General features: G+C 32.1%; 15 protein-coding genes. 13 read left to right on the forward strand and 2 right to left on the reverse strand.

The window, feature by feature from the left end; translation table 11 throughout:
* Nucleotides 1–22 precede the first annotated feature (22 nt).
* The gene (locus MPF19_RS03870) at nt 23–1,606 is read right to left on the reverse strand and encodes a helix-turn-helix transcriptional regulator (protein ID WP_249986858.1); all 1,584 of its coding nucleotides are present in this window, start codon (nt 1,604–1,606) and stop codon (nt 23–25) included.
* A gap of 190 nt (nt 1,607–1,796) precedes the next feature.
* On the opposite strand from MPF19_RS03870, the gene MPF19_RS03875 reads away from it, so the two are divergent.
* From MPF19_RS03875 to MPF19_RS03895, 5 genes are all read left to right on the forward strand, one after another.
* On the forward strand, nt 1,797–3,407 hold the full coding sequence (locus tag MPF19_RS03875) for a sulfatase-like hydrolase/transferase (protein WP_249986859.1): 1,611 nt from the start codon (nt 1,797–1,799) through the stop codon (nt 3,405–3,407).
* 4 nt (nt 3,408–3,411) lie between these two features.
* Complete coding sequence (locus MPF19_RS03880; RefSeq protein WP_249986860.1) at nt 3,412–4,842, forward strand: sulfatase family protein; 1,431 nt, start codon at nt 3,412–3,414, stop codon at nt 4,840–4,842.
* Nucleotides 4,843–4,861: 19 nt separating this feature from the next.
* A complete protein-coding gene (locus tag MPF19_RS03885) occupies nt 4,862–6,379 on the forward strand; it encodes a sulfatase family protein (protein WP_249986861.1) in 1,518 nt (505 codons plus the stop codon).
* Nucleotides 6,380–6,430: 51 nt separating this feature from the next.
* Nucleotides 6,431–7,849 carry a sulfatase gene (locus MPF19_RS03890; RefSeq protein WP_249986862.1) on the forward strand — a complete coding sequence of 473 codons (1,419 nt, stop codon included), beginning with the start codon at nt 6,431–6,433 and terminating at the stop codon, nt 7,847–7,849.
* Nucleotides 7,850–8,094: 245 nt separating this feature from the next.
* Nucleotides 8,095–11,403: a T9SS type A sorting domain-containing protein gene (locus MPF19_RS03895; RefSeq protein WP_249986863.1), complete on the forward strand. Its 3,309-nt coding sequence runs from the start codon at nt 8,095–8,097 to the stop codon at nt 11,401–11,403.
* A gap of 69 nt (nt 11,404–11,472) precedes the next feature.
* On the opposite strand, the gene MPF19_RS03900 is transcribed toward MPF19_RS03895, so the two are convergent.
* Nucleotides 11,473–12,690, reverse strand: coding sequence for a hypothetical protein (locus MPF19_RS03900; protein WP_249986864.1), 1,218 nt, complete (start codon nt 12,688–12,690; stop codon nt 11,473–11,475).
* 224 nt (nt 12,691–12,914) lie between these two features.
* On the opposite strand from MPF19_RS03900, the gene MPF19_RS03905 reads away from it, so the two are divergent.
* From MPF19_RS03905 to MPF19_RS03940, 8 genes are all read left to right on the forward strand, one after another.
* A complete protein-coding gene (locus tag MPF19_RS03905) occupies nt 12,915–14,282 on the forward strand; it encodes a 3-keto-disaccharide hydrolase (RefSeq protein ID WP_249986865.1) in 1,368 nt (455 codons plus the stop codon).
* Nucleotides 14,283–14,303: 21 nt separating this feature from the next.
* Nucleotides 14,304–15,632: a Gfo/Idh/MocA family protein gene (locus MPF19_RS03910; RefSeq protein WP_249986866.1), complete on the forward strand. Its 1,329-nt coding sequence runs from the start codon at nt 14,304–14,306 to the stop codon at nt 15,630–15,632.
* A 90-nt stretch (nt 15,633–15,722) separates the two neighbouring features.
* Complete coding sequence (locus tag MPF19_RS03915; RefSeq protein WP_249986867.1) at nt 15,723–18,140, forward strand: glycoside hydrolase family 88 protein; 2,418 nt, start codon at nt 15,723–15,725, stop codon at nt 18,138–18,140.
* A 154-nt stretch (nt 18,141–18,294) separates the two neighbouring features.
* Nucleotides 18,295–19,827 carry a sulfatase family protein gene (locus tag MPF19_RS03920; RefSeq protein ID WP_249986868.1) on the forward strand — a complete coding sequence of 511 codons (1,533 nt, stop codon included), beginning with the start codon at nt 18,295–18,297 and terminating at the stop codon, nt 19,825–19,827.
* Nucleotides 19,828–19,979: 152 nt separating this feature from the next.
* Complete coding sequence (gene galB / locus MPF19_RS03925; protein ID WP_249986869.1) at nt 19,980–22,442, forward strand: beta-galactosidase GalB; 2,463 nt, start codon at nt 19,980–19,982, stop codon at nt 22,440–22,442.
* Between the two features lie 28 nt (nt 22,443–22,470).
* The gene (locus MPF19_RS03930; protein WP_249986870.1) at nt 22,471–23,676 is read left to right on the forward strand and encodes a Gfo/Idh/MocA family protein; all 1,206 of its coding nucleotides are present in this window, start codon (nt 22,471–22,473) and stop codon (nt 23,674–23,676) included.
* Nucleotides 23,677–23,807: 131 nt separating this feature from the next.
* The gene (locus MPF19_RS03935) at nt 23,808–25,475 is read left to right on the forward strand and encodes a sulfatase-like hydrolase/transferase (protein ID WP_249986871.1); all 1,668 of its coding nucleotides are present in this window, start codon (nt 23,808–23,810) and stop codon (nt 25,473–25,475) included.
* Between the two features lie 11 nt (nt 25,476–25,486).
* Nucleotides 25,487–26,875: a glycoside hydrolase family 28 protein gene (locus MPF19_RS03940; protein WP_249986872.1), complete on the forward strand. Its 1,389-nt coding sequence runs from the start codon at nt 25,487–25,489 to the stop codon at nt 26,873–26,875.
* Nucleotide 26,876 lies beyond the last annotated feature (1 nt).

Here is a 26,876-nt window from a genome sequence, read left to right on the forward strand (position 1 = left end):
AACGCTTCTTTTTGGATTGTTTTTAAGAGAGATGTTGTAAAAATTCAGATAAAATAACTTTTCGTGGTAGGTTCATTTTCTTACGTAATCTACTGCGAGAAGTATTGATTCCTTCAACGCTAATTCCCATTATTTGCGCCATATCTTTACTAGAAAATCCTAATTTAATAAAAGCGCACATTTTTAAATCTGTTGGAGTTAAAAGCGGGTAATTTGTTTTTAATGATGCGTAAAAACTGTCGTTAATTTTGGTGAAATGCGATTGGAATTCTTTCCATTTGCCTTTTGTACTGATGTTCAAAGAATTTTCAACCTCCTTTATAATAGCGATATTATCGCCCTTTACATGTAACTTGCTTAACTGTTTTTTTATATCCTCTTGCAAAGAGTCTCGCTCTAATAATTGCATTGCAGAAGCTAATAATTCCTTGTTTTTTAGCTCTAAGATTTCAGCTTGATTTTGTAATTCAAGTTGTTGCTTTTCATTTACAATACGTTGATTAAAAAGTTTTAATTTATTTTTTCGTTTAAAATAATAGATTCCAAATGCAAATAAACTGGTTAAGATAATTAGTAAAGAGAATAATTTTAATCTCCAAAACTCTTTTTCTCCTTGTAGAATTTTAATTTGTTGCGTTTTTAAAAGCTCGTTATTTTTTGTAAGTTGAAGTTCGTATTTGTTTTTAATTTCAAACAATTCTTTGTTTTGAGATTTGTTACTGCTAAATAACTGATCATTCAGTTTAGATGCTTGCAATAAGTATTTATAAGCAATTTTATTATTACCTATAAGTTCGTAATTTTCTGAAAGTTTCTTTAGTATTTGTAGTTTTTTATCCGGTTGATTCTCAAATTTATCTATAGCTGCTAAACTTTTACTATAAAAGTAAATAGTAGAATCTCTATCTTTTTTAAGCTCGTAATATTGTCCTAATCGTTGAAATAAAAGGGTGTGTTGCTTTTTTAAAGGAAGCGGATAGAAGTTCTTTAATTTAAATAATATTTTTTTTGCTTTGTTAAGCTCTTTCTTTTTTATGTAGATGTGCGCTAGTTGAATTTCAGAATAATGTAAAGCGGCCTCATTAATGCCACTTTTTTTAAATTTTTCAATACTTTTTAAAGCAAATTGTTCTGCTTTTTCAAAATCGAAGGTAGATTTTATTTCAATCCAAGCACCAAGGTTGTATATTCTTCCTAATAAGAGCTCTTTATCATCTTCATTTACGTTTTTGTTTTCTATAATTTCAACGGCTTGTAAATAACTTTCTTTGGCTTTTTTATGTTGCTCAAAAACCATGTAAAGTGATATTAATTTACTGAGTGTTCCAATTTTTTGAGATAGATATTTAGGCGATTCCACTAAGGGAAATAACTTCCATATTTCATCGTAACTTTTACTATAGTTCCCTTTTTTAGAATAAAATTGGATTAATTTAAAACGTGTCTCTATCAATTGAAGCGTGTCTTTTTTTTCTTCAAAAATTGAAAGTGAATTTAAAAGTTTGACTTCGTCAAAACCATTATCTAAACGTTGATTAGAATAGGTAACAAATGTAATTAGTAAAATTACAAAATGTAAGATTATTTTTAAGTGTCTGTTAGTCATTAAAATACTGTTTAATCTGTAAAATACTGATAATCTGATTTTAAAAGTACTAAATATTTAAGAATGCTAAGCGTAAAATGGGATTAAAATAGATATTGCTATGTTTAAGCTATGTTATAATATTGGTTTTTTATGTGAAATAGTTGAATATTTGTGTACTACTTTATGTTAGTATTTAAATCATGTAACTATGAATTATAAAATGAATCATGTACTTGCTTTTGGAATTTTATTTTTAATTATGGCTTGTGCTACCGTAGAAAAAAAACAAGAGAAACCTTCAAAGCCAAATATCATTTTTTTGTTATCGGATGATCAACGAGATAATACCTTTGGAGCAATGGGGCATCCAGTTGTAAAATCACCGAATGTAGATAAGTTGATTAACAATGGAATCCGTTTTTCTAATACGTATGTTGCAGAGCCCATTTGTGCATCTAGCAGAGCATCATTATTTACAGGAACTTATGAACGTGTAAATGGTATTGGTTTTACTTCAGTATATTCTTTAACTGAAAATCAATGGGAAGAAAGTTATCCAGAATTATTGCGTAAAAACGGATATTATACTGGTTTTATTGGGAAATTTGGAGTTGAGTATTATACGTTTAAAGGCAAAGCTTCAGAAAAATTTGATTATTGGAAAGCACACGATGGTTGGTCTAAATTTTGGCCAAAAGGTTTAGAAAACTGTGCTATTTATGCTGATTCGAAAGAAGATATAATTACGCCTATTATGGGAGAAAGCATTGAAGACTTTTTACAGAAAACACCAGATGATAAACCGTTTTGTTTGTCTGTTAGTTTTTCGGTGCCTCACGGAAGTCAAATAATGTCTATGCATCCAGAAAGTGAGTTGGCAGAAATTTGTTTAGAACCTGCAAATAACTACGAAAAGTTAAAAGGAACGGAATTTTATGACACTTTGTATAGAAATAACGTTGTAAAAATTCCAGAAGAAACGGCAAAAGATCCGTATCAATTTATACCAGAATTTATGCTAGATCAGCAAAAGGGTCGTGCTACTCAAACTTATATTTACGATTACAATACTGTTTCTTGCAATGAGCATTACATCCGTTATTACCAACAAATTTCTGGAATGGATAAAGTTATTGGAGATATGGTAAAATCTTTGAAGGAAAAAGGATTGGATAAAAATACAGTGATCATTTTTGCAAGCGATCATGGTTTGTTAATGGGAGAATACGGAATGGGAGGAAAAGCGTTGTTGTATGATTTGGCTTCTAAAATCCCTTGTTTTATTTACGATCCTCGTTTGCCAGAAAATAAAAGAGGGCAAGATATTAAGGAATTGGTTTCTAGTTTAGACATTACTTCAACAATTTTAGATTATGCGGGTATTAAATCTCCTGATGTTATGCAAGGAACTAGTTTAGCGCCATTGATAAGCGGTACACAGAAAGATTGGCGACAAGAATTATTTTTAGAAAGTTTTTTTACAGGAAGAGACAATCCGTTTTGTGAGGGAATTAGAAAAGGAGATTGGAAATACATACGCATGTATCGTGGAGGTTTTTGGGGATATAAAGAAACCGATTTGGACTTTAAAAATAAAAAACCGGGTTATGAACAATTATTTAATTTAAAGGATGATCCTAAAGAGATGAATAATTTAATTGAGAAGCTTGAAGGGAGTGAGTTATTAGCAGAACTAAGAGGTAAAACAGGCAACTATGCCAATGAGATGAATAGTACTCGTGTAAATTATAAGGAAACCCACAGTATTGCTTTAAGAAAGAAAAACAAAAAGAAGAAAGTTGAAAAAAATAAAAAATAAGACGATGAATACTATTCAAAATTTAACAAAACAGGTACTATTATTGCTGTTTGCGGTAGTTTCTCTGCATACCTTAAAAGCACAAGAACGTCCGAATATTATTATGATTATGACGGATGATCAAGGTTGGTTTGATGCAGGTTTTAATGGGAATAAAACCATTAAAACTCCAAATTTGGATAATTTAGCTTCAAAAGGAGTCATTTTTGATCGTTTTTATTCAGCATCCGCAGTATGTTCTCCAACAAGAGCAAGTGTTATGACAGGTAGAAATGCACTAAGAATTGGAATTCCGGTTGCTAATTCTGGACATTTAAAAAAAGAAGAAATAACGATTGCAGAATTAGTGAAAAAAGAAGGATATGCCACGGGGCATTTTGGTAAGTGGCATTTAGGAACTTTAACAAAAAGTGAATTAGATGCAAATCGTGGAGGGAAAGCGAAGCATTTTAAACATTTTAGTATTCCTACAATGCACGGTTATGATGAATTTTTTAGTACAGAGTCAAAAGTACCAACGTATGATCCATTGATAAAACCAACTGAATTTAAAGAAGGAGAATCATTAATTTATGGTTGGTCTGCCGTTAAAAAAGGAGAGAAGTCAGAAAGTTATAAAACTTCGTACTGGGTTGGTGATGAGCAGAAATCAAAAGAAAATTTATCGGGAGATGATACTAAACTTATAGTTGATAAGGTAATTCCATTTATTCATAAATCAGTTACCAATAAGAAACCTTTTTTTACAACCATTTGGACACATACACCGCATTTACCAGTGGTTACAAGTGATTATTATAAAGCTAAATATGCTGGTTTCACAAATAAAGAAAAGCTTTATTATGGTTGTATCACTGCTTTAGATGATCAGGTAGGAGCCTTGTGGAGTGAATTAGAAAAATTAGGAATTACAGACAATACAATGATTTGGTTTTGTAGTGATAATGGTCCAGAAGAGGATACTCCCGGGAGTTCTGGAGAGTTTAGAGCGCGTAAAAGAAGTTTGTATGAAGGGGGTTTACGCACACCTGCTTTTGTTGTTTGGGAAGGAAAATTAAAAGGGAATAAACGTGTTGATTTTCCTGCTTCTACAAGTGATTATTTGCCTACAATAATTAAGATATTAGATATTGAGTATCCATATAACAGACCTTTAGATGGTATAGATATTATGCCTTTCATTAAAAAATCAAAAAAGAAGCGTAAAAAACCAATGGGATTTGCATATAAAAAGCGCATTTCTTGGGTTACAAATCAATACAAATTGGTTTCTGAAGATTTAGGCGTAACCTATGAGTTGTATGATTTGTTAAATGACAGATCAGAAAAGAATAATTTAATTAAATCGATGCCAGAACTCGCTGCAAAAATGGAAAAAGAATTAGCTGCTTGGTTTGTATCGGTAAATAATAGTAAAAAAGGAAATGATTATTAAAAGTTTAATTATTAAGTTTATGAAACTAGCAACTTACTGTTTTGTACTAACTATGCTTTTTGCAAGTTGTACAAATGCTAAAAAAAATACCAAGCCAAATATTGTAATTATATATGCGGATGATATGGGGTATGGCGATTTAAATTGTCAGAATCCGAATTCTAAAATTCCTACGCCAAATTTAGATAAATTAGCTTCCGAAGGCATGCGATTTACAGATGCGCATAGTTCTTCTGGAATTTGTTCTCCAAGTAGATTTGCATTGCTAACGGGGCAATATCACTGGAGAAGAACCCATAATATTGTCAATTCTTTTGGAGGTCCAATGTTTAAAGATAGCGATGTAACACTTCCGCAATTATTAAAAACAGCAGGATATGAAACCGCAGCAATAGGGAAGTGGCATTTAGGTTGGAATTGGAATTTTATCAATAAAGAACCGTCTGGAGAGCGCACGTATTGGGGTAAAACTCATAAAACGTATTTAGTTAAAGATATAGATTGGAAAGCACCATTAACTGGCGGACCTTTAGATAGAGGTTTTGATTATTATTTTGGTGATGGAACCATTAATTTTCCGCCTTATGCTTGGGTAGAAAATGATAAGTTTGTGGAGGCTCCCAATGATTTTTTTGAGTTTAATCTGTTTGCAAGAGAAGCAAAAGAAATAGATTGGGATTCTAGACCAGGACCCAAAGTAGCTGGTTGGGATCCTTATCAAGTATTACCAACGTTAACTAAAAAAACAGTTTCTTGGATTCATAATCAGAAAAAAGAGAAACCATTTTTTCTATACTTAGCATTGCCATCTCCACACGCACCAATTATTCCGAATGATGAATTTGATGGAAAATCAGAAGCAGGAGCTTATGGTGATTATATGTTTCAAACAGATTGGATTGCTGGTCAAGTTTTAAAAGCATTAAAAGACAAGGGGTTTGAAGAAAATACCATCGTTATTTTTAGTTCAGATAATGGTCCAGAACAATTTGCTTTTGAAAGAGCAAAGAAATTTGATCATTACAGCATGGGCGATTTTAGAGGTTTGAAAAGAGATTTATGGGAAGGCGGACATCATATTCCGTTTATAATTAAGTGGCCAAATAACGTGGAAGCTGGAGTTGTTTCAGACAAATTAATATCACAAGTAGATATTATGTCTACTATTTTAGATATCACAAAAACCACTATACCAGAAAAAGCAGCCATGGATAGTCAAAGTTTTTTGCCTATTATTTTAGGAGATTCAGAAGAGAAATCAACAAGAACATCCACAATACATAACACACAAAGAAAAAGGTTTGCGGTAAGAAAAGGTAAATGGTTGTTTATAAATTATACTACCGGAGACGTTTCTAAAATGCCGGATTATTATAAAGAATTAAGAGGTTATAAAGATTTTACTACCAAAGGGTTATTGTTTGATTTGGACAAAGATATAGAACAGCGTGATAATTTATATTCAAAATTCCCTGATGTTGTAAAAGAAATGGAATTACTATTAAAGAAAGAATTGAGTAGAGGATATTTAAATTAAATTTTTTGTAATTTTATCAGATTCGTTTCATTTTAAAATATAAATTATAGTATGATTAGTCTGCGCAATATTTTTACCCTGGGGATATTTTTTGTGATGTCTACTTATTCCATCCATGGACAAAAAAAGAAACCTAATATTTTACTAATTTGTATTGATGATTTACGTCCGGAATTGGCCTCATTTGGCGCTTCTTATGTGAAATCTCCTAATATAGATCAACTAGCAAAAGAAGGAAGAGCTTTTCAAAATCATTATGTAAATGCACCAAGTTGTGGTCCGTCTCGTTATACTTTGTTAACGGGTATTTATGGTCCACCGCAGAATAATGCACTATTTCTACGTGCAAAGAAGTTAGAAAATAATCCAAAAAGTGTAATGCCGAGTATGCCAGAATGGTTTAAGAAAAACGGTTATACAACAGTTTCTGTTGGTAAAGTATCTCATCATCCTGGAGGTAGAGGTGGAGCAGATTGGAATGATGATCATGTTATAGAAATGCCAAATGCCTGGGATAAACACCTCATGCCAGTTGCAGAATGGCAGCATCCTAGAGGAGGTATGCATGGTTTAGCAAATGGCGAAATTAGAACTAAATCTGGTAATATGGATGTTTTTCAAACTGTTGAAGGTCCAGACACAATATATCCTGATGGTCATATTACCAACGAAGCGTTGAATCAATTAGATGATTTAACATCAAATAAAAAACCATTTTTCTTGGCTGTAGGTATTATTAAACCCCACTTACCATTTGGAGCACCAAAAAAGTATTATGATTTATATGACGGTGTAAAATTACCAGAATTAAAAAATACAGATAAACCAAAAGGGATTACAACTTGGCATTCATCTGGCGAGTTTATGAAATACAATCGTTGGGGTAAAAACCCGAATGAAGATAAAGAATTTGCGTTAGAAGTTAGAAAACATTATGCTGCATGTGTAAGTTATGCGGATGAACAAGTTGGCAGAATTCTTCAAAAATTAAAAGAAACGGGAGCCGATAAAAATACCGTTATCGTTTTATGGGGAGATCATGGTTGGAATTTAGGAGAACATGCTATTTGGGGAAAGCACAATTTATTTGAACAAGGATTGCATTCGCCTTTAATCATATCTTATCCTACTTTAAAAAAGAAAGGAAAAAGTACAAATGCTATTGTAGAAACTGTAGATATTTTTCCAACCTTATGTGATTTAGTAGATGTTGAAATTCCTGCTTTTGCAAAAGGAACTTCCTTAAAAAGATTGTTAAAAAATAATAAAAAAGCAGGCCATTTAGCAGTTGCCTATAATGGGAAAGCACAAACACTTAGAACAGATACCTATAGGTTGATAGCGCACAAAAAAGGAAGTTTCGAATTGTACAATCATCTTAAAGATCCTTTAGAAATGAATAACATTGCAGAAAGTAATCCAGAGGTTGTTCAAAAGCTGAATTTATTATTAAAGGAAAAGCTGAAATAACTATTTAACTTCTTTATTCTTATAAATATGAGATAAGCGTTTTTATTCCTTTTTAGATTTAATAAATAGGCTTGGTTTCGGTTTAAGTGAAAAAGAAAAACAAAGTTTGATAGAAATAGCTATTTAGACCATATGTTGTGTTTATTATATCAATTTCAATTGTATACCTAATGTTTAGAATTTATTTTTACTAATTAGAAATATGCTGCATAAAATGTTTTTTTTGCAGGTAATAAATTAGTAAAATGACACAATTTTTTAGGATTATTATCTTCATTTGTTTTTTCTCGTTTTTAGAAATTACGCAAGCACAAGTAATTTTTAACAGTGGTTTCGAAAACAGTTTAGCTACTGATTGGGCTGCAAATACTAGCGGTACAGGAATGGATGCTTTTGAAATTACTACAGCTGCTAAACGTACAGGTGCAAATGGTTTTCATATGGATTTTTCTGCAAACAACCAAAAAGGAAATCTATGGACACCTAAAAATATAAATTGGGAAAATGGGGTAACTTATCGCATTTCATTTTATTATAAAGCAATTGATATTAGTACTAGTAATGAACCTAATGTAAAAGTGTTTCAAAGTGATGGAACTAAATTCGAGCATTTCAATTTCACATTAAATAGTACAACTTGGACTAAATATACTACAGAATTTACTGCAGGAAAAGATGATACTGGAGGCTATGTTTTATTTTCTATAAGACCAAATACAACTGGAGATTTTGGATCATTTTATTTTGATGATTTTTCTATTGAAAAATTAGTGCCGGAAACGGGTTTCTTCGCAGATATAAAAACTAAAGATATTCCGTCTGATCCATCTATTACTTGGACGCAATTTGGTCCGGGAATGAGTGGGAATAACACTTGTTTTTATGTGCACCCTACAGATCCTAATACACATTACACGAGTCCGAATATGGGGAATTCCTACCGTTCAACGGATAAAGGATTTACGTATGAAACCATTATGAATGAAGATGCTGGTTCATATTCTTCTAGTGAAAGAGGGCCTATAGAAATGTTTTCATTAGATTTTTCTAGACAGAACGAAAATTTTGGATTTTCAACAGGAAAAAGAAAAGGAGAGTTATATATTTCTTCTGATAAAGGAAAAAAATGGCAACTTATTACTACAAATGCAACCAAAAATAATTTTTTATCATGTGTTTCTGTAGATTCTAAAGATGATAATATTTGGTTTTTAGGTGCAGGTAAAATGCGTGATTATGGAAGGACTTTATATCCGTTATCAAACCCAAAAGGAACACATGTAGATGAAAATGCAAACGGACAACTATGGAAAACGACAGATAAAGGAGTTACTTGGGCTTTATCTAATTCAGGGATAGATTCAAATGCAGAGTTTGAAACTATTTTGGTAGATCCAATAGACTCTAACATTGTGTATGCAGGTACAAATTATGGATTTTATAAAAGTACAGATGGAGGTGTAACTTGGGTGCTAAAATCTAACGGAATAGATCATGATATGATTCGTTCTATGGACATACATCATGATAAAACTACCAATCAAATTACCATTTTTGCCCTAAGTAATATTACGTGGAAGGCTAATGGAAATACAGTAGAAAACGATAAAGGCGGTGTTTTTAAAAGTACCGATAGAGGAGAAACTTGGATAAGTATGAATGGTAATTTAGCAATAGATTTAAATCCTTTTTCTGGTGATGCAAATTTTGTTAAAGATTATTATCAATCTATTACCCACTATTTTGGATTTTCTTCTATAGATGCTGCAAAAACGGCTTACCCTGTTTTACCAACCAATATAACGTCACGTTTTTACATGGTTACGGTAGATCCTAATGATGTAAATAATGTGTATTTGGTAAACAATTATTCTAATGCATCAGAAAACAATTTTAGACCAGGGCAAATTTGGCGAACAACTAACGGTGGTTCAAATTGGTTTGTAACCTTACGAAATGGTAAAAACTGGAATAACGGTAATGATGATGCATATTGGGTTTCTGAAAGAAATAATCCAATGGGAACAAATATTACCATGAAATATAAGAACGATTGGGTAAATAGAGATAATTATGATCGTAAAGGATGTAATTTCATTAAGTTTAATTCAGATGGTTCGGTATTGTACACTCAAATGGCAAAAATTGGTTTGGTTTCTTATGATAAAGGAGCAACTTGGTTAGATATTGATGATGAAGCAGCAGCAAGCCCAAACAGTTGGGTTGGTGCAGGAAATAGCAATGTTCCTGGGCATGGGTTTTATCAATCAGAGCTTATACCTGATAAGGTTTTTTGTGCTTCAGGAGAAAATAGTTTATGGATTACCAATGATGAAGGAGAAGCAATTAGACCAGGAGCGCAAGGAGCTGAAGTTTTAGACTTAACGGGAGGTGAACATTCTGTGAGTTCTTTTGTGGTGCATCCAACGGATCCAACCATTTGGTTTGCAACGTTTTTTAGACAGGAAAAAAAGGGACAAGTAATAAAATCTACCGATAGTGGTAAAACATGGGCAAGTATTGGAACGCCAGTGCCTTCACCTTGGCCAGAATTAGGTGGCGGAGATCAATCTGTACATCAATTAAGTTTTATTATAGACAAAGACAATCCTAATAACATGTATTTCTGTGTGCCACGTTCTACTTTAAAATTAGAATGGGTTGGAGATAGTGTTACCGCTTGGGGAGTGCATAAATCTACAGACGGAGGAGCCACTTGGAATCAAGTAAATAATGGTTTACCTAGTTCTTTAGATGTTGCAAGGTTAAAAATGGATCCTACTAATTCTTCTATTTTGTATGCAGCTGTAATTGATAGCGGAGGCGGATTGTATAAGTCGATTGACAAAGGGTTGAATTGGGCAAAAGTAGCCTCTACAAATGCTATTTCAGGAAGTTCTGGTATTAATGATATTCATTTTGATGTAGATGGAAAGGCATATATTACTGCCGGTTTTAAGAACGAAAACTCAGATGTTGGTGGATTATGGGTAAGTGATGATAACATGCAAACTTGGACTAAAAAGTTCGATTATCCTTGGACAAATCGTGTAGAAGTCGCAAAGTACGATTCAAAAACTATTTTATTATCAACTTTACCAAATTCAAAAGTAGGTTTTAAAAATTCGGGTACTTTTTTATCAAAAGATGGGGGAGATACTTGGGTGAAGATAAATATAGGAAACGGACAAGCCGATAGAATAAATGATATTGCCATTAATTATACGAAAGTTGGCTATTACTATGCATCTACACGAGGAAGTGGTTGGTATAGAGCAATCGATTCTAATCCGAATACTTTAAGTTTAGGTAAAATTAATAGGAAAGAGAAGATAAAAGTGTATCCAAACCCAGTTTCTGATGAATTATTTATAAACGGAATTGAAGGTGAAAATACTCTTTTAATTTATTCAATGAATGGTAGATTAATACATACTTTTAAAAATAAAACCGAATTTAATATCTCTCATTTAGCAAAAGGCATGTACATCTATGTGATACGTAATACTGAAGATGGTTCTAAAATGAAATCTGGAAAAATCATTAAAAAATAAAGGATTAAAATTATCATCCGTATTTATTTGATTATTTTTATAATCCAAAAAAGAAATGCAATTCAAGTTTTATTTATTGTTATCAAATAAAACTTGTTTTATGCTCATGCTTGTACGTTCTTTTCCATTAACATGAAAAAGTGAAATAAATTCATCATTATTCTTTAAATATTTGTTGTTAAAGTTTGTAATAGAATCAGTGTTTGTGAAAAAGTCAATGGCAGCAGTTCCTCCAAAACCATGATTTGAGAAGAAAAATAGGTTAGTAGTATTGTTGTCTCCTTTTAGTTTGGCAACTAAAACATGTTCGTACCTACTTCCATTAGATTGCAATGTTATAATAGTATCAATTCCTTTTTCAATATCTTTATATTCAATGCTTCTATCTTCGTTGTATGCTGTGTTTTGTCCATCAAAATTTTCAACATTTTTACTAGTGCCATTAGGTTTTAGTTTCACCATTTTTATGTGTTTCGATTTTAAATTTAAAAAATCTACAAAAGCATTGTCTCCTCTCAGTGGACCTAAATATATAGAGTTTTGTTCCTTTAGTTGTAATAGCGATAGATCGTGAAATTTATGAATATTAAACTCCTTTTTATATTTAAAAAAATGTTTAGACAAATCATTTACAGATAAGGCGCTTAAAAAATTCACATAAATATTACGTCCTGGAGAATAATTTTTCATTAAATCTGGATGCTTTTCTACCTCGTTATAAAAATCTTCGGGCGTGTTTATTTCATAATCTCTGTGCCATCCCATTTTATTAAATAGAGTTGGGCCGTAATAGCCAAAAATATCATACAAATAGAGTGTCGTTTCTTTATCGTTTTTAAAAAAGTCGTTCCAAACAGGATCTTTATAGCTTAATTTGATAAAAAAATAACTTCCTATAATTAATAATGTTAAAGATGTTATAGCTACGAGTGCTTTTTGTTTAATTGAATATTTAGGTTTCGGTTTTTCCTTTCTATAAAAAGAAACGCCATATTGTCCTGTTTTAATTTTAATGGAAATCGGATCATTTATACCATCTTCACTAAAATACTTTTTAAGTTTACTACGTAAATGATAAACGTTCACTCGTACAGTAGCTTCACTTTTTTCAGGCACGTATTTTGAGCCAAAAAGTTCGAAGCCAATGTCAGTGGCATTTAAGTCTTTTTTTTCAATGGAAGACTCTATTAGATACTTCAGTAGAATATTACTTGTAGTCGATTTTGAAAATGCCTTACTATTTAATAATGTTTTTAATACCTGAAGTTTTTCTTCTGTTGAAATCATTTCTAATTATTAGAGTTGTAAAGTAGTTAAAAACATAAACAATAACAAATATGCTTTATTAGAAGTTGTTTTAACCATTAAAACAACCATTAAAAGAGGTTAAAACTATAAAAATGGTTTTTGTTTTTCTATATTTGAGAGGTAAGGTAACGCTTTATAAACAAAAGAAAAGGCTTACTTGTCTAAGTTAAATTATAAATAATTAAAATAAAGGTAAACGAATAATGAAAAAAAGTATTTTAAGCTTATTAGTGTTTTTTGCACTTACACTAACTGTAACTGCACAAAAAAAAATAGATTTATTTAATGGTAAAAACCTAAACGGCTGGAAAGCTTTAAATGGGTTTGCGAAGTATGAAGTTGAAGATAATACCATTGTTGGAACATCAACAAAAGGATCTCCTAGCACATATTTATCCACAGAAAAAGAATACACCAATTTTATTTTAGAATATGATATTAAAATTGATGCAACCTTAAATGGAGGTGTACAAATAAGAAGTCATTTTGATCCTTCTAAAGGAAATAACTCAGTTTATGGCTTACAGGTAGAAGCGGAAACTTCTCCTAGAGGATGGAGTGGAGGTATTTTTGACCAAAGTAGAAATGGTTGGAGATATACTACAGAATATAATCCAGAAGTTAAAACTGCGTGGGATGTAAAAGGTTGGAATACGGTAAAGGTTGTTGCAAGTGGTCATAGAATTGCTACTTGGGTAAATGGTGTAAATATTGCCAATTTAATCGAAGAGAATGTTGAAAAAGGATTTGTAGCATTACAAGTTCATGCTGCTGGAGGTAATAAAATAGGGAAGAAAACGAGATGGAAGAATATTAAAATAACTGAAATTTCTGACAATTATAAATTTAAAACTACTGCACCATTAGCTAGTTATTTGAAAAATGAACTTACTAAAGAAGAAAAAGCTAACGATTGGAAACTACTTTGGGATGGTAAAACAACCAAAGGATGGCGAGGAGCTAAACAAGATAAGTTTCCTGCAAAAGGTTGGGAAATTAAAGACGGTATTTTGTCTGTAAAAGCTTCTGGAGGTGCAGAGTCTGAAAACGGAGGAGATATTGTTACAACCAAGCCTTATAAGAATTTTATTTTAGAATTAGATTTTGAATATACGCCTGGAGCAAATAGTGGAATTAAGTATTTTGTAGATACCAATTTAAATAAAGGAAAAGGTTCTGCAATAGGTTGTGAGTTTCAGATTTTGGATGATAAAAAGCATCCTGATGCAAAAAAAGGAACAAATGGTAACAGAACTATAGGTTCTTTATATGATCTAATAACAGCGAATGCACAAGAGTATATTCCGTCTTTGTACACCAAAAAATATGTAAATGGTGGTAATTGGAACAGAGCACGTATTGTAGTGAAAGATGGTTTAGTACAGCATTTTTTAAATGGTTGTAAAGTAGTTGAGTACAATAGAGAAACACAAATGTGGAAAGCATTAGTAGCATATAGTAAATATAAGGATTGGCCAAATTTTGGTGAAGCTAAAGAAGGCCTTATTCTTTTACAAGATCATGGTGATCAAGTTTATTACAAGAACATCAAAATTAAAGAATTAAATTAATTTCAAAAAAATATATATAAAATGACAACACGTAGAAATTTTATAAAAAATACGGCAATGGGAGTTGCAGGTATTACTTTATTAAGTAGTTCAAAAATGTACGGAAATATATTGGGTGCTAATGATATTGTAAATATTGCAATTTTAGGTTGCGGTGGTAGAGCACATAGTTTAGCACAAGCAATTGGTTTAAGTGGTAATAGTAAAGTAACGCACATTTGTGATGTAGATAAAACAAGATTAGATAAGTTTCAAGGATACGTAACAAAAACGAATGGTAATACGCCTCTGAAAGAGTCCGATTTTAGAGTTTTATTAGAGAATAAAGAGGTTGATGCTGTAGCAATTGCAACTCCAGAACATTGGCATGCACCAATGGCAATTATGGCAATGCAAGCAGGGAAACATGTATATGTAGAAAAACCTTGTAGCCATAATCCACATGAAAATGAGTTATTGATTGCTGCACAAAAAAAATACAATAAAGTTTGTCAAATGGGGAATCAGCAGCGCTCTTCTGTAACTTCAGCATTGGCAATGGAAGATATTAAAAATGGTTTAATAGGTAATGCTTATGCAGGAAAAGCAAATTATAGAAATGCACGTAAATCAATTGGTGTAGGTAAAGAAATAGCTGTTCCTTCTTTCTTAGATTGGGATTTATGGCAAGGACCAGCACCAAGAGAAGCATATAGAGATAATGTACATCCTTATAACTGGCATTGGTTTAAAGCTTGGGGAACAGGAGAAATTCATAATAACGGAACACATGAAATTGATATTTGTAGATGGGCTTTAGGAGTAGATTATCCAACAAGAGTTGTTTCTGCAGGTGGTAGATTGCATTATAAAGGTGATGATTGGGAGTATTATGATACACAAATGGCAAGTTTTGAATTTGAAGGTGGTAAAATGATTACTTGGGATGGTAGAAGTTGTAATGCCTTAAAACCTTCTGGAGGAAGAAGTGCTACAATTTTTGGAACAGAAGGTTCTATAATTTTAGATCGCAGCAAATATGAATTGTACGATTTAAGTGGTAAGAAAATCAAAACATTAAGAGAAAACAGTTTGGGTACTTCTAACGATACTTCAGATACAAGAGGGTTTGATGGTTTAACTGTAAATCATATGAAGAATTTTGCTAATGGAATTATCAAAGGAGAAAAATTAAATGCTCCTATTGCAGATGGTGCCATTTCTACTCAATTATGTCATTTAGGGAATATTGCCCAAGCGTTAGGAGAAAGTTTAGATGTGGATCCTAAGACAGGAAGGGTGAAAGGAAATAAAAAAGCGAAAAAGATGTGGAAAAGAGACTATGAAAAAGGTTGGGAACCTAAATTATAGTAGATAATAATAAAAAGTAAAATGGCTTAACTTTAGGGTTAAGCCATTTTTAGTAAAGAATAGTATTGGTAAAACTAAATTCTAGAAATTATGAAATTCAAAATAATGTATACTGTAGCCACTTTTCTTCTTGTATTAGGGATAATGAGTTGTGAAAGTGAAATAAATACACCTTCGAGTAAAGAAGTGAAAGCTATTTCAAAAAAAGTGGCAGATTGGCAAATTGCTACGTTTGAAGATATGGGAAAGTACCGAGCGCTTCCTGTTGAAAAAGAAAGAAAAAAATGGCATAATAGAGAAAAGCATCACGATTTAGATTGGACATGTGCTGCTTTATATGCCGGTATGTTTGAGTGGTCTGAAATTACTGGTGACCCAAAATATTCAAAATGGTTATACAATATTGGTGTAAAAAATAATTGGAAACTTTATAAAAGAATGTTTCATGCTGATGATCATGCCGTGGGGCAGAACTATTTGAATATGGGCGAGTTGTTTGGGTATAGAAAGGTTATACGACCTTTAAAAAAACAATTTGATGCAATTTTAGCAAGTGATAAAAAAGATGAGTTGCAATGGAACTGGTGTGATGCCTTGTTTATGGCGCCACCTGTTTGGACAAAGTTAACGGAAGCAACAGGAAACAATAAGTATTTAGAATATATGGATCAACAATATCATAAAACCTATGATTTGTTGTGGGATGCAGAAGAACAATTGTTTTTTAGAGATAAAAGTTTTATTTCTAAAAAGGAGAAAAATGGTGAAAAACTATTTTGGTCTAGAGGAAATGGTTGGGTATTTGGTGGTTTGTCTATTATGATTCCAGATTTCCCTAAAAATTGGGAAGGAAAACAATTCTATGTAGATATTTTTCAACAAATGGCACAAACATTAAAAAAGACACAAAGAAAAGATGGTACTTGGTCTTCTGGTTTGTTAGGTGGAGAAAAAGCATATCCAACTAAAGAAATTAGCGGTTCTGCATTTTTTGTATTTGGTTTAGCTTGGGGAATTAATAATGGTTATTTAAATGCTGAAGAATACACGGCAACCATGTTAAAAGGTTGGGAAGCGTTATCAGAATGTGTAACAGATGATGGTTTGGTAGGTTATATTCAACCAATTGGAGCTGCTCCAGGAAATAGTTTTAAAGAGTATACAGAAGTTTATGGTGTTGGGGCCTTTTTAGCTGCAGGAGCAGAGGTGTATAAATATGCGAAAAACATTGAAGATAAAACACCTAAAATAGCATCCGAAGAAAAAACAATCACTTTTATGAAAGATGGTGGTTGGTGCTGGTATCAAGATCCACGAGCGATTATCAATAACGGCAAATTAGTGATTGGTAGTGTTAGTGGCCAAAGTGGAGATGTAAAAGTAAGTGTGTATGATTTAGATAAAAAAGAAGATAAAGGAACCATTGTTTTAGACAAGAATTTTCAGGTTGATGATCATGATACTCCTGCTTTTTATGCAAGACCAGATGGAAGTATTTTGTCAGTTTGGGCAAAACATGCCAGCGAAAATAAACATTATTACAGTATTTCATCACCAGAAAATTATTTAGAATGGGGAGAAAAACAAACATTTACACATGAGTATGAAGGTAGAGGTGGCGTTACATATATGAATTTGCATTATCTAGAAAATGAGAAAACCTTGTATAATTTCTTTAGAGATGGACCATCATTTAACCCTAGTTATATCACTTCTAAAGATCAAGGGAAAACGTGGGGGAATAGAACGCATTTTATAGCGGATGATGTTGCAGGAAGACAAAGACCTTATGCGCGTTACATTCAAAAAGATAAAAATACCGTTGGAATTTCATTTACAGATGGGCATCCAAGAGCGTATGGTAATAGTTTGTATTATGCAGAGTTTAGAGACGGAACTTTTTACAATGTAGATGGTACAAAAATAAAAGTAGCCAACGAAGAGCCATTAAGAACACCAGAAGCAGAAAAAATATATGTAGGTAGTGAAACTAAAGTAAAACCGAAAGGGTTTGAAAGTGTGCCAAATAGTGCGTGGACTTGTGCTATGGGAAAAGATGCTAATAATAATCCTCATATAGGATATACCTTGTATTTGAATAATGAAGATCATCGATTTAGAATTGCATTATGGAACGGTACAAAATGGATTGATAAAGAAATAGCGTATGCAGGTAAATGTTTGTACACAATGGAAAGTAGTTATACAGGTTTAATGGCTTTTGATCCAGAAGATCCTACAAGAGTTTATATTTCTACGGATGTAAATCCATCAACTGGAGAATATATCAATAATATTCATGAAATTTATACAGCAAAAATTGATGTTAATGATGATATATCAACCATAAAATGGGAAGCAATTACTGCAAATTCTGAATATAGAAATATCAGACCTATGGTGGTTTCTAACGAAGGCAAAAAGGTGCTAATTTGGTTATCTGGTCCTTGGAAATCTTTTGTGAATTACAAACCTGATGTAAAAGGAATTATATTATCAGATAATTAAGCTTCTGCATAAAGTAAATAAATTTTGAAGAAAAGGTACAAATGGTCTAAATACTTAGTTGTTTTAGACCATTTGTTATGGTATTTATAAGAACAGCGTCATTAAGAATAAGAACGAATCTTTAGTTTTACTATATTAAAAAAAAGTAGATAAAATGAAGTTTAAATTAGTTGTATTTAGTGCTATTTTAATGGGGATAGCATTTTCATCAGAAGCACAAATCACCAAAAAACCAAATATTATTGTTGTCTTAGCAGACGATGTTGGTGTTGGAGATATTTCTCATTTCAGAAAATTACATAAAGGGAAAATAGTTTTAGAAACGCCTAATATTGATACTTTGGCAAGTGAAGGAATGTATTTTACCCAAGCACATGCACCTGCTGCCTTGTGTGCAACTTCTAGGTATTCTATAATGACCGGTAATAACAATTATAGAAGTCCAAATCCTTGGGGAGTTTGGTCTGGTTATGCCAAGTCATCAATTTCTAAAGAGCAATTAACTTTAGGGCGTGTTATGCAGAAAGCAAATTATAAGACTGCTTTTTTCGGTAAATGGCATTTAGGAACCGATTTTGCAACTAAAAGTGATGCAAACGAAGTTTTTAGAGCTGCAGGTAAAAAGTTGAGTTTAAATGTTGATATCACTAAAATTAAAGATTTTGGTCCAAATCAATCAGGATTCGATTACAGTGTAACGTTGCCTTCAGGAATTCAGAATGAACCTTATTCTATTTATGAAAATGACAAGTGGTTGCCGTTAAAAAATAATTCGAAAATTGCGCTTATAGATAAAGTTTACATGGAGTCTATAGGGGCTGTAATGGACAAAAAATCAGGTTTAGGCGACTCTAATTGGATGCCTAGCGATATTGGTTCTATTTTAGCAAATAAAGCAGTAAAATATATTTCTGATAATGCTAAAAAAGAGAATCCTTTCTTTATGTATTATTGCTCGCAAGCAGTACATACACCACATATGGCCGCAGCAGAGTTAAATGGTGTTAAAATTGCAGGTACAACACCTTCTAAACACATAGACATGATTAAGGAATTAGACGTGCAAGTAGGTATGATGGTTGCTGCGTTAAAAAAACAAGGTGTTTATGATAATACATTAATTATTTTTACTTCGGATAATGGAGGATTGCATGTAGATGGAGAAACTTGGAATGCAAGACATGAACCAAGTGATATTTATAGAGGTGCTAAAAACGATCCTTATGAAGGTGGACATAGAGTGCCATTTATTGCAGTTTGGCCTAATCAAATTAAGCCAAATCAAGTTTCTGAAGCACCTCTTTTAGGGTCCGATATTTTAGCAACTATTGCTGCTGCGGGTAATTACAAAATGGCAAATACAGAAGCGTTAGATTCTTACAATTTATTACCAATTCTTCAAAATAAAGAGAAAAAACACCAACGTAATCATATCATGATTCAAGGTGGAACGGGTAAAGAAGTTATCATTATAGAAGATGGTTGGAAGCTAATTATTCAAATTGATAAAAAGGATAAAACCAATGCTAAAAGAACACCAATTGCTTTGTTTGATTTGAATACAAATGAAACAGAAGATGAGCGTTTTAATTTTATCAATAATAAAAAGTATCAAAAGAAAATTCAGAAATTATTTAATAGTTATAACCATACGAGAGATAGTAAAATTATAACCGGATTGCATTAAACTTTACTGTTTCTTTTAATAAACAAACACTTAGCTAAATATTATACTTCACAAAAGAACATTTGTTATGTGTATTGGTACATATGAAATATAATAGGATGTTCTTTTTTTGTTACTTGTACTCGAAATATATTTAACCAATTTTAATATAAATGAAAAATAAATTCACAATAGTTACAGGTGTTTTTTTGATGCTATTTGCTCTTCAAAAACTGAATGCACAAGATCTAAATTTTAATGATTCTTGGCGTTTTTACAATGATGTGGCAGAAGGTGCCGAAAAACCAGATTTTAAGGATGCTGATTGGAGAAAGTTAGATTTGCCACATGATTGGGCAATTGAAGGTCCGTTTGATTTTAAACACAATGCACGTACCGGTGGATTACCGGTTACAGGAACAGGGTGGTATCGTAAAAATTTCAAGATGGATGCTTCTGCGGAAGGAAAAGTTGTAAAGATGGAATTTGAAGGAGCAATGTATGATGCTCATGTTTGGGTAAATGGAAAATTTGTTGGAAACAGACCTTATGGATACATTGGATTTGAATTTGATATAAGTAAATATTTGAAGTTTGATGGGTCAGATAATGTAGTTGCAGTTCGTTTACGTCCGCAAGATTTATCTTCTCGTTGGTATCCTGGAGCAGGTTTATACCGTTCAGTTTGGTTGAAAATTGACAATCCAGTTCACGTTGAACAATGGGGGGCTTATATTACAACTCCAACAGTTTCTAAAAAATTAGGTGTTGTTCAAAATGAAACAACTGTTGAAAATACAAGTAATAAAGATGCTAAAGTTCAAGTAAAACAAGAATATTTTTCTCCTGATGGAAAATTAGCAGCTTCAATTGATGATGAAATTGTTGTAAAAGCAAATTCAAAAGAAGTTTCTGGAACTTGGGTAAATGTGAACAATCCTAAAATTTGGGATACCGAAAATCCACATTTATACAAAGCAGTAACTACCGTTTCTCAAAACGGAAAAGTAATAGATACGTACAATTCTACTTTTGGGTTTAGATCTATTTCTTATACAACAGAAGGTTTCTTTTTAAACGGGAAGAAAGTAAGATTTAATGGTGTTTGTTTACATCATGATAATGGTTCTTTAGGTTCTGCAGTGTATAGAAGAGCAGATGAGCGTAAATTACAAATTATGAAAGATATGGGTGTTAATGCTATCCGTACAAGTCATAATCCACCATCAAGAGAGTTTTTAGAATTATGTGATGAATTAGGTTTAATGGTTTTAGATGAGGCTTTTGATACTTGGAAAGAAGAAAAAGTAGAAAATGGTTACAATGTTTTCTTTGAAGAATGGGCAGAACGTGATATTAAAGACATGGTAAAAAGAGATCGTAATCATCCATCTATAATTATGTGGAGTACAGGAAACGAAATCCATGAGCAACACGATAAAAAGAACGGTTGGAAAGTAGCAAAAATGTTACATGAATATTGTAAAGAAATAGACCCAACGCGTCCTACAACAGTAGGGATGAATAATTTTGAAGCTCCTTATAAATTTAATTTTGCCGCACAATCTGATATTGCAGGTGTAAATTACAAGCCGACTAAATATGGGTATTTACACGAAACATATCCGCAATTACCTTTGTATGGTTCAGAAACTTCTAGTATTACAAGTAGTAGAGGTGTATATCATTTACCGATGGAGAAATATAAAACGCATGAATCTTTACATGTAACTAGTTATGATATTATTGGCCCACCATGGGCGTATCCACCAGATATTGAGTTTCATTACCAAGAACAAAACCCTAATGTTATGGGTGAGTTTATGTGGACAGGTTTTGATTATTTAGGCGAGCCAACACCTTATGGAGGAAAAGACAATTCAACCAACGGACATTGGAATGGCGATTGGCCATCACATTCATCTTATTTTGGTGCGGTAGATTTAGCTGGTTTTCCAAAAGATAGATTCTTTTTATATCAAAGTCATTGGACTACAAAACCTATGATTCACTTATTGCCTCATTGGAACTGGAAAGGAATGGAAGGTAAAAATATACCTGTGTATTGTTATACAAACTTAGATGCTGCAGAACTTTTTGTGAATGGAAAGTCTATGGGTAAAAGAGTAAAAGGAAAAGATTTAACCGAAATAATTGTAAAGTTTACTAGGTTTGAAGGAGATTCTTTTAAATCTAAATATAGATTATCTTGGAATGTGCCTTATGAAGCAGGTAATATTAGAGTAGTTGGTTATAAAGACGGAAAACAAGTTTTAGAAGAACAAATTAATACAGCTGGTAAACCTTACCAAGTTAAATTGTCTGTAGATAGAAAAGAAATACAAGCAGATGGTTCTGATTTAGCATATGTAACGGTTAGAATTGAAGATAAAAACGGAAATTTATGTCCGAATGCTGATAACTTAGTAAACTTCTCAGTAAAAGGAGCAGGAGAATTAATTGCAGTAGACAATGGAAATCAGATTAGTTTAGAATCTTTTCAAGTACCCCACAGAAAAGCATTTAGTGGTATGTGTTTAGCTATTTTAAAATCATCTAAAAAGTTTGGAAAAATAACGTTAACTGCAAAATCTAGACATTTAAAGTCGAATGAAATTACTGTAAATACAAAATAAATTAAAGTAGATTTTTAATTCATAAAAAATGAATAGAAGAAATTTTTTAATTAAAGGGACTGCAGCTTCAGCCGCTTTAGTAACGGGAACATCAATGTTCGCAAATGTAGGTTGTACATTGATAAAAGACAGAAAAATAAACATTGGTGTTATTGGTACTGGTTCTCGTGGTTCTGGTTTAATTCCTTTTTTAAATGAAATAGAAGGGGTAAATGTTTACGCTTGTTGTGATGTATTACCATCACATTTAAAAAAAGGAATTGCAAGAACAGAAGGCAAAGCAAAAGGTTTTACTGATTATAAAGATTTACTAAATGACACCGCGGTTGATGCCGTAATTATTTCAACACCTTTTAGTACACATTCGCAAATAGCAATGGATGCTGTAGATGCTAAAAAACATGTGTATTGTGAAAAAACTTTGGCTAAAAGCTATCAAGGAATTTATGACTTAGTTGGCAAAGTTAAAAAATCTAAAACCATATTTCAGACGGGTCATCAATATCATAGCTCAAGATTATATACTCATATAGTAAAGTTGATACAAGAAGGTAAGATTGGTAAAATCAATTCTTTTGATTGTCAGTGGTATCGAAAAGGAGATTGGAGAAGAACAGTGCCAAAACCAAGTTTAGAAAAGGCAATTAATTGGAGAATGTATCGTGAATATTCTGGAGGTTTAGTCGCAGAATTATGTTCTCATCAAATAGATTTTGTAAATTGGGTTTTAGATAGTCAACCAAAACAAGTTATGGGGTTTGGTGGAATAGATTATTGGAAAGACGGTAGAGAAACCTTTGATAATGTGCATTTAATGTTTAATTATGCTAATGGTGCAAAAGCTAAATTTTCTTCAATAACAACACCTAATACAAATTCTGGTGGTTATCAAATTAAAGTTTTAGGAGATAAAGGAAGCATTGTAATTGGTACAGATAAAGCTTGGCTCTTATCAGGTAAAAAAACAAAGAAAGTAGAAAAAGAAGATGTAGATGGAGTTTCTGGAGCTACACCACAAGCTGGTTATTCTTATAAAGGGGAACCTATAGAAGTAGGTCATAAAAACCCAAGTAAACAAGCTTTACTAGATTTTAGAGATAGTATTTTAAATAATACACAACCAAAATCAGATTTATATACAGGTGCAAAAACAGCTGTTTGTGTACAAATGGCTTTAGATGCTATGTATGATAACAAAATTGTTAATTGGGATAATAAAAATACTTTTTCTTGAAAAAAAAATACTTAGAATTGGTTCAATAAATATTGCACTAGGTTGGGTAGATATGCATCCAAGAAGTTTATGAAAGAAAAGAAAAAAGCATAGAGAGTTTAAACTAAAATTTATTAAAACAAATAAATATCATGAATAAATTATTTTTAAAGAAAGTATTAATACTCGTTTTCTTTGCAAATATTGCAACGAGTATTTTTGCACAACAAAAACCAAACATTGTTTTTGTTTTAACGGATGATCAATCTTATGGTTTAATGGGTTGTACAGGAAATGAATTTGTACAAACACCAAACATAGATAAACTAGCCGATGAAGGCGTTATGTTTACAAATGCACACATTACAAGTGCAATTTGTACACCTAGTAGAATTTGTATTTTATTAGGTCAGTATGAAAGAAAACATGGTGTAAACTTTAATTCAGGAACTTCTGTTTCTGACGAGGCTTGGGAAAAATCGTATCCAATGGTAATGCGTAAAGCAGGTTATTATACCGGTTGGGTTGGTAAAAACCATGCTCCAGTTGGTAAAGGTGGTTATGAAAGTGGCGTAATGGAAAAAAGTTTTGATTACTGGTATGCGGCTCACGGACACTTAGGTTTTTATCCAAAGGATCGGCATAAAATATTTAATGATGCTATTGCCTTTACACAACCAGAAATTATAAATGAAGGTGTAGATGATTTTTTAGATCCAAATGCAAGAAAATTAAAAGGAGCTATAAAATTTTTAGAAACAAGACCACAAGACAAGCCTTTTTTATTGTCTATAAACTTTAATTTACCACATGGTGCAAGTACAAGTACTATGAAACAGAAGAAAGATGATGATGAGATTTACAAATCTTTATATCGTGATATCAAACTTCCTCTACCAGATAACTATATCGCTAAAAAAGACATTAAAACGCCAAAGCTTCCTGCAGATTTATTAAGAGCAGAAGATCGTCAGGCAGGATATAATTATTCCGATACTCCAGAAGGATTTAGAGAGCGATATACAAGACAATTACAAGCAATGACAGGTATTGATCGATTGGTTGGTAATTTACGTGCCAAGTTAAAAGCATTAAATTTAGATAAGAATACCATTATCATTTTTACTTCAGATCATGGTTTGTTTATGGGAGAACAAGGTTTAGGAGGAAAAGCATTGTGTTATGAAAAAACTACGCATGTGCCAATGATTATTATGGATCCTTCTTTCAAAAGAAAAAATAGAGGTAGAAAAAGTGATGCTCTAGTGCAATCTATTGATCTAGCACCAACAATGCTTACTATGGGAAGTATAGCAATTCCGTCGGAAATGCAAGGAAAAGATATTTCAAATTTATTAGTAGATAAATCAGCTAAGGAGGTTAGAGACTATGTGTATACAGAAAACTTATGGTCTACACAATTTGGAAACCCTGTATGTGAAGCCGTACAAGATAAAGAGTGGAAATACATTCGTTATTATAGAAATAAAAATTTTTCTGCCACTAAAAAAATAAAAGTAGCAAAGGAATTAGGGATACCGGTAAACAAAATGTTGTATGCAGTTCATGATCCAGATATTGCTTTTTATAGAGATTTATCTGATGCTTCTTGGCAAGGTGAAAAACCTGTTTATGAAGAATTATACAATTTAAAAAAGGATCCTGCAGAGTTACACAATTTAGTAAAGAATGGAGAGTACAATGCTAAGTTAGATGCCTTGAGAAAAGTTTGGAAGAAAGAAATTTTAAATGCTCGTGGTACAGGAAAACCAAAAGTGTATAGATATACTAATGATAGCGATCCAACAGGTGGTCATTAATTAGAATTATAATGAAAAATATCTTTTTATTAGTATTGTTAAGTATTCAAACCGCTGTTTTTGCTACAGATTTTAATGTTATAAAATTTGGAGCAAAAGCAGATGGTATCACTAAAGACACAAAAGCGGTGCAAGCTGCCATTGATGCTTGTACAAAAAACGGAGGAGGAAAAGTAATTATTCCTGCTGGTAAAACGGTGGTAGTAGGAACTATTTATTTAAAAGATTTTGTGACGTTGCATATAGAAAATGGCGCAACTTTATTGGGGAGTCCAGATTATGCAGACTATACAACCGATACACATTATAATACCTACAAAAATGAACCTCATATGAATAGATGTATGATTTTTGCTCGCAATGCAAAATCATTTGCTATTGAAGGTTATGGTACAATCGATGGAAATGGTTCTCCAAAAATATTTACTAAAAAAAGTGGAGGTAGACCCATGTTATTACGTTTTTACAAGTGTAATGATATCCGAGTTAACAATATTACATTAAAAGATCCTGCGGCTTGGACTTCGGCCTGGTTATATTGTAATGAAATTGTTGTTGATGGTATTAAAATTATTAGTACAGTAAATAGAAATGGAGACGGATTAGATTTTGATGGATGTACAAACGTAAGAGTTAGTAATTCTTCTTTTGATAATAGTGATGATTCTATTTGTTTACAGGCTTCAAACGCAGCTTATCCTTGTAAAAATATAACCGTTACAAATTGTGTTTTTACCACAAAATGGGGTGGAATGAGAATAGGATTGGCTTCTAGAGGAGATTTTGAGTCGGTTACAGTTTCTAATTGTACTTTTTTTGATATTCTAGATTCGGGCTTAAAAATTCAAATGAATGAAGGTGGAGAAATGAAAAATATGACCTTCTCTAATTTGGTCATGAAAAATGTGCCAAGACCCATTTTTATGACCTTTTGCCAACAAAGAGCCGGAGTTGATATGCCAGAAGAAATGTTTCCTATGAAAGCAATGCATGGTTTTATTTTTAGTGATATTATTGTTGATAATAGCGAATTGGATAAAAACTCTGCGTTCTTTTTAACAGGTATGCCTAATCATGATATTCAAGATATTCAGCTTAATAATATACAGATGACCGTTTCTGGAGGTGGAACCAAAGAAGATTCAAAAAAGACAATTAAAGAATATACTTTAGAAACATTGGGCAATTGGTGGCCAGAATTTAGTAAAGTTGGTACTTTACCTGCGAGTGGTATTTATGCTAGACATATAGATGGACTCACAGTAAATAATTTTCATGTCAATACAATTTCGAAAGACGAAAGACCAACTATTGTTTTTGATGATGTAAAAAATGGAGATGTTATAAACGCATATTCAAACAGAAAAAAACTGTCTAAAAAGCAATTTGTAAAAAAATAAC

It is taken from the genome of Polaribacter sp. Z014 (assembly GCF_023555435.1).
In the GTDB taxonomy this organism is placed as follows: domain Bacteria; phylum Bacteroidota; class Bacteroidia; order Flavobacteriales; family Flavobacteriaceae; genus Polaribacter.

Excerpts from the sequence above, each read along its gene's own strand:
- MPF19_RS03880 (WP_249986860.1), top strand. The coding sequence starts at position 3,412 with ATGAATACTATTCAAAATTTAACAAAACAGGTACTATTATTGCTGTTT.
- MPF19_RS03910 (WP_249986866.1), top strand. The coding sequence starts at position 14,304 with ATGACAACACGTAGAAATTTTATAAAAAATACGGCAATGGGAGTTGCA.
- MPF19_RS03900 (WP_249986864.1), bottom strand. The coding sequence starts at position 12,690 with ATGATTTCAACAGAAGAAAAACTTCAGGTATTAAAAACATTATTAAAT.
- MPF19_RS03875 (WP_249986859.1), top strand. The coding sequence starts at position 1,797 with ATGAATTATAAAATGAATCATGTACTTGCTTTTGGAATTTTATTTTTA.
- MPF19_RS03920 (WP_249986868.1), top strand. The coding sequence starts at position 18,295 with ATGAAGTTTAAATTAGTTGTATTTAGTGCTATTTTAATGGGGATAGCA.
- MPF19_RS03890 (WP_249986862.1), top strand. The coding sequence starts at position 6,431 with ATGATTAGTCTGCGCAATATTTTTACCCTGGGGATATTTTTTGTGATG.
- MPF19_RS03915 (WP_249986867.1), top strand. The coding sequence starts at position 15,723 with ATGAAATTCAAAATAATGTATACTGTAGCCACTTTTCTTCTTGTATTA.
- galB (WP_249986869.1), top strand. The coding sequence starts at position 19,980 with ATGAAAAATAAATTCACAATAGTTACAGGTGTTTTTTTGATGCTATTT.
- MPF19_RS03870 (WP_249986858.1), bottom strand. The coding sequence starts at position 1,606 with ATGACTAACAGACACTTAAAAATAATCTTACATTTTGTAATTTTACTA.
- MPF19_RS03930 (WP_249986870.1), top strand. The coding sequence starts at position 22,471 with ATGAATAGAAGAAATTTTTTAATTAAAGGGACTGCAGCTTCAGCCGCT.
- MPF19_RS03885 (WP_249986861.1), top strand. The coding sequence starts at position 4,862 with ATGAAACTAGCAACTTACTGTTTTGTACTAACTATGCTTTTTGCAAGT.
- MPF19_RS03905 (WP_249986865.1), top strand. The coding sequence starts at position 12,915 with ATGAAAAAAAGTATTTTAAGCTTATTAGTGTTTTTTGCACTTACACTA.
- MPF19_RS03940 (WP_249986872.1), top strand. The coding sequence starts at position 25,487 with ATGAAAAATATCTTTTTATTAGTATTGTTAAGTATTCAAACCGCTGTT.
- MPF19_RS03895 (WP_249986863.1), top strand. The coding sequence starts at position 8,095 with ATGACACAATTTTTTAGGATTATTATCTTCATTTGTTTTTTCTCGTTT.
- MPF19_RS03935 (WP_249986871.1), top strand. The coding sequence starts at position 23,808 with ATGAATAAATTATTTTTAAAGAAAGTATTAATACTCGTTTTCTTTGCA.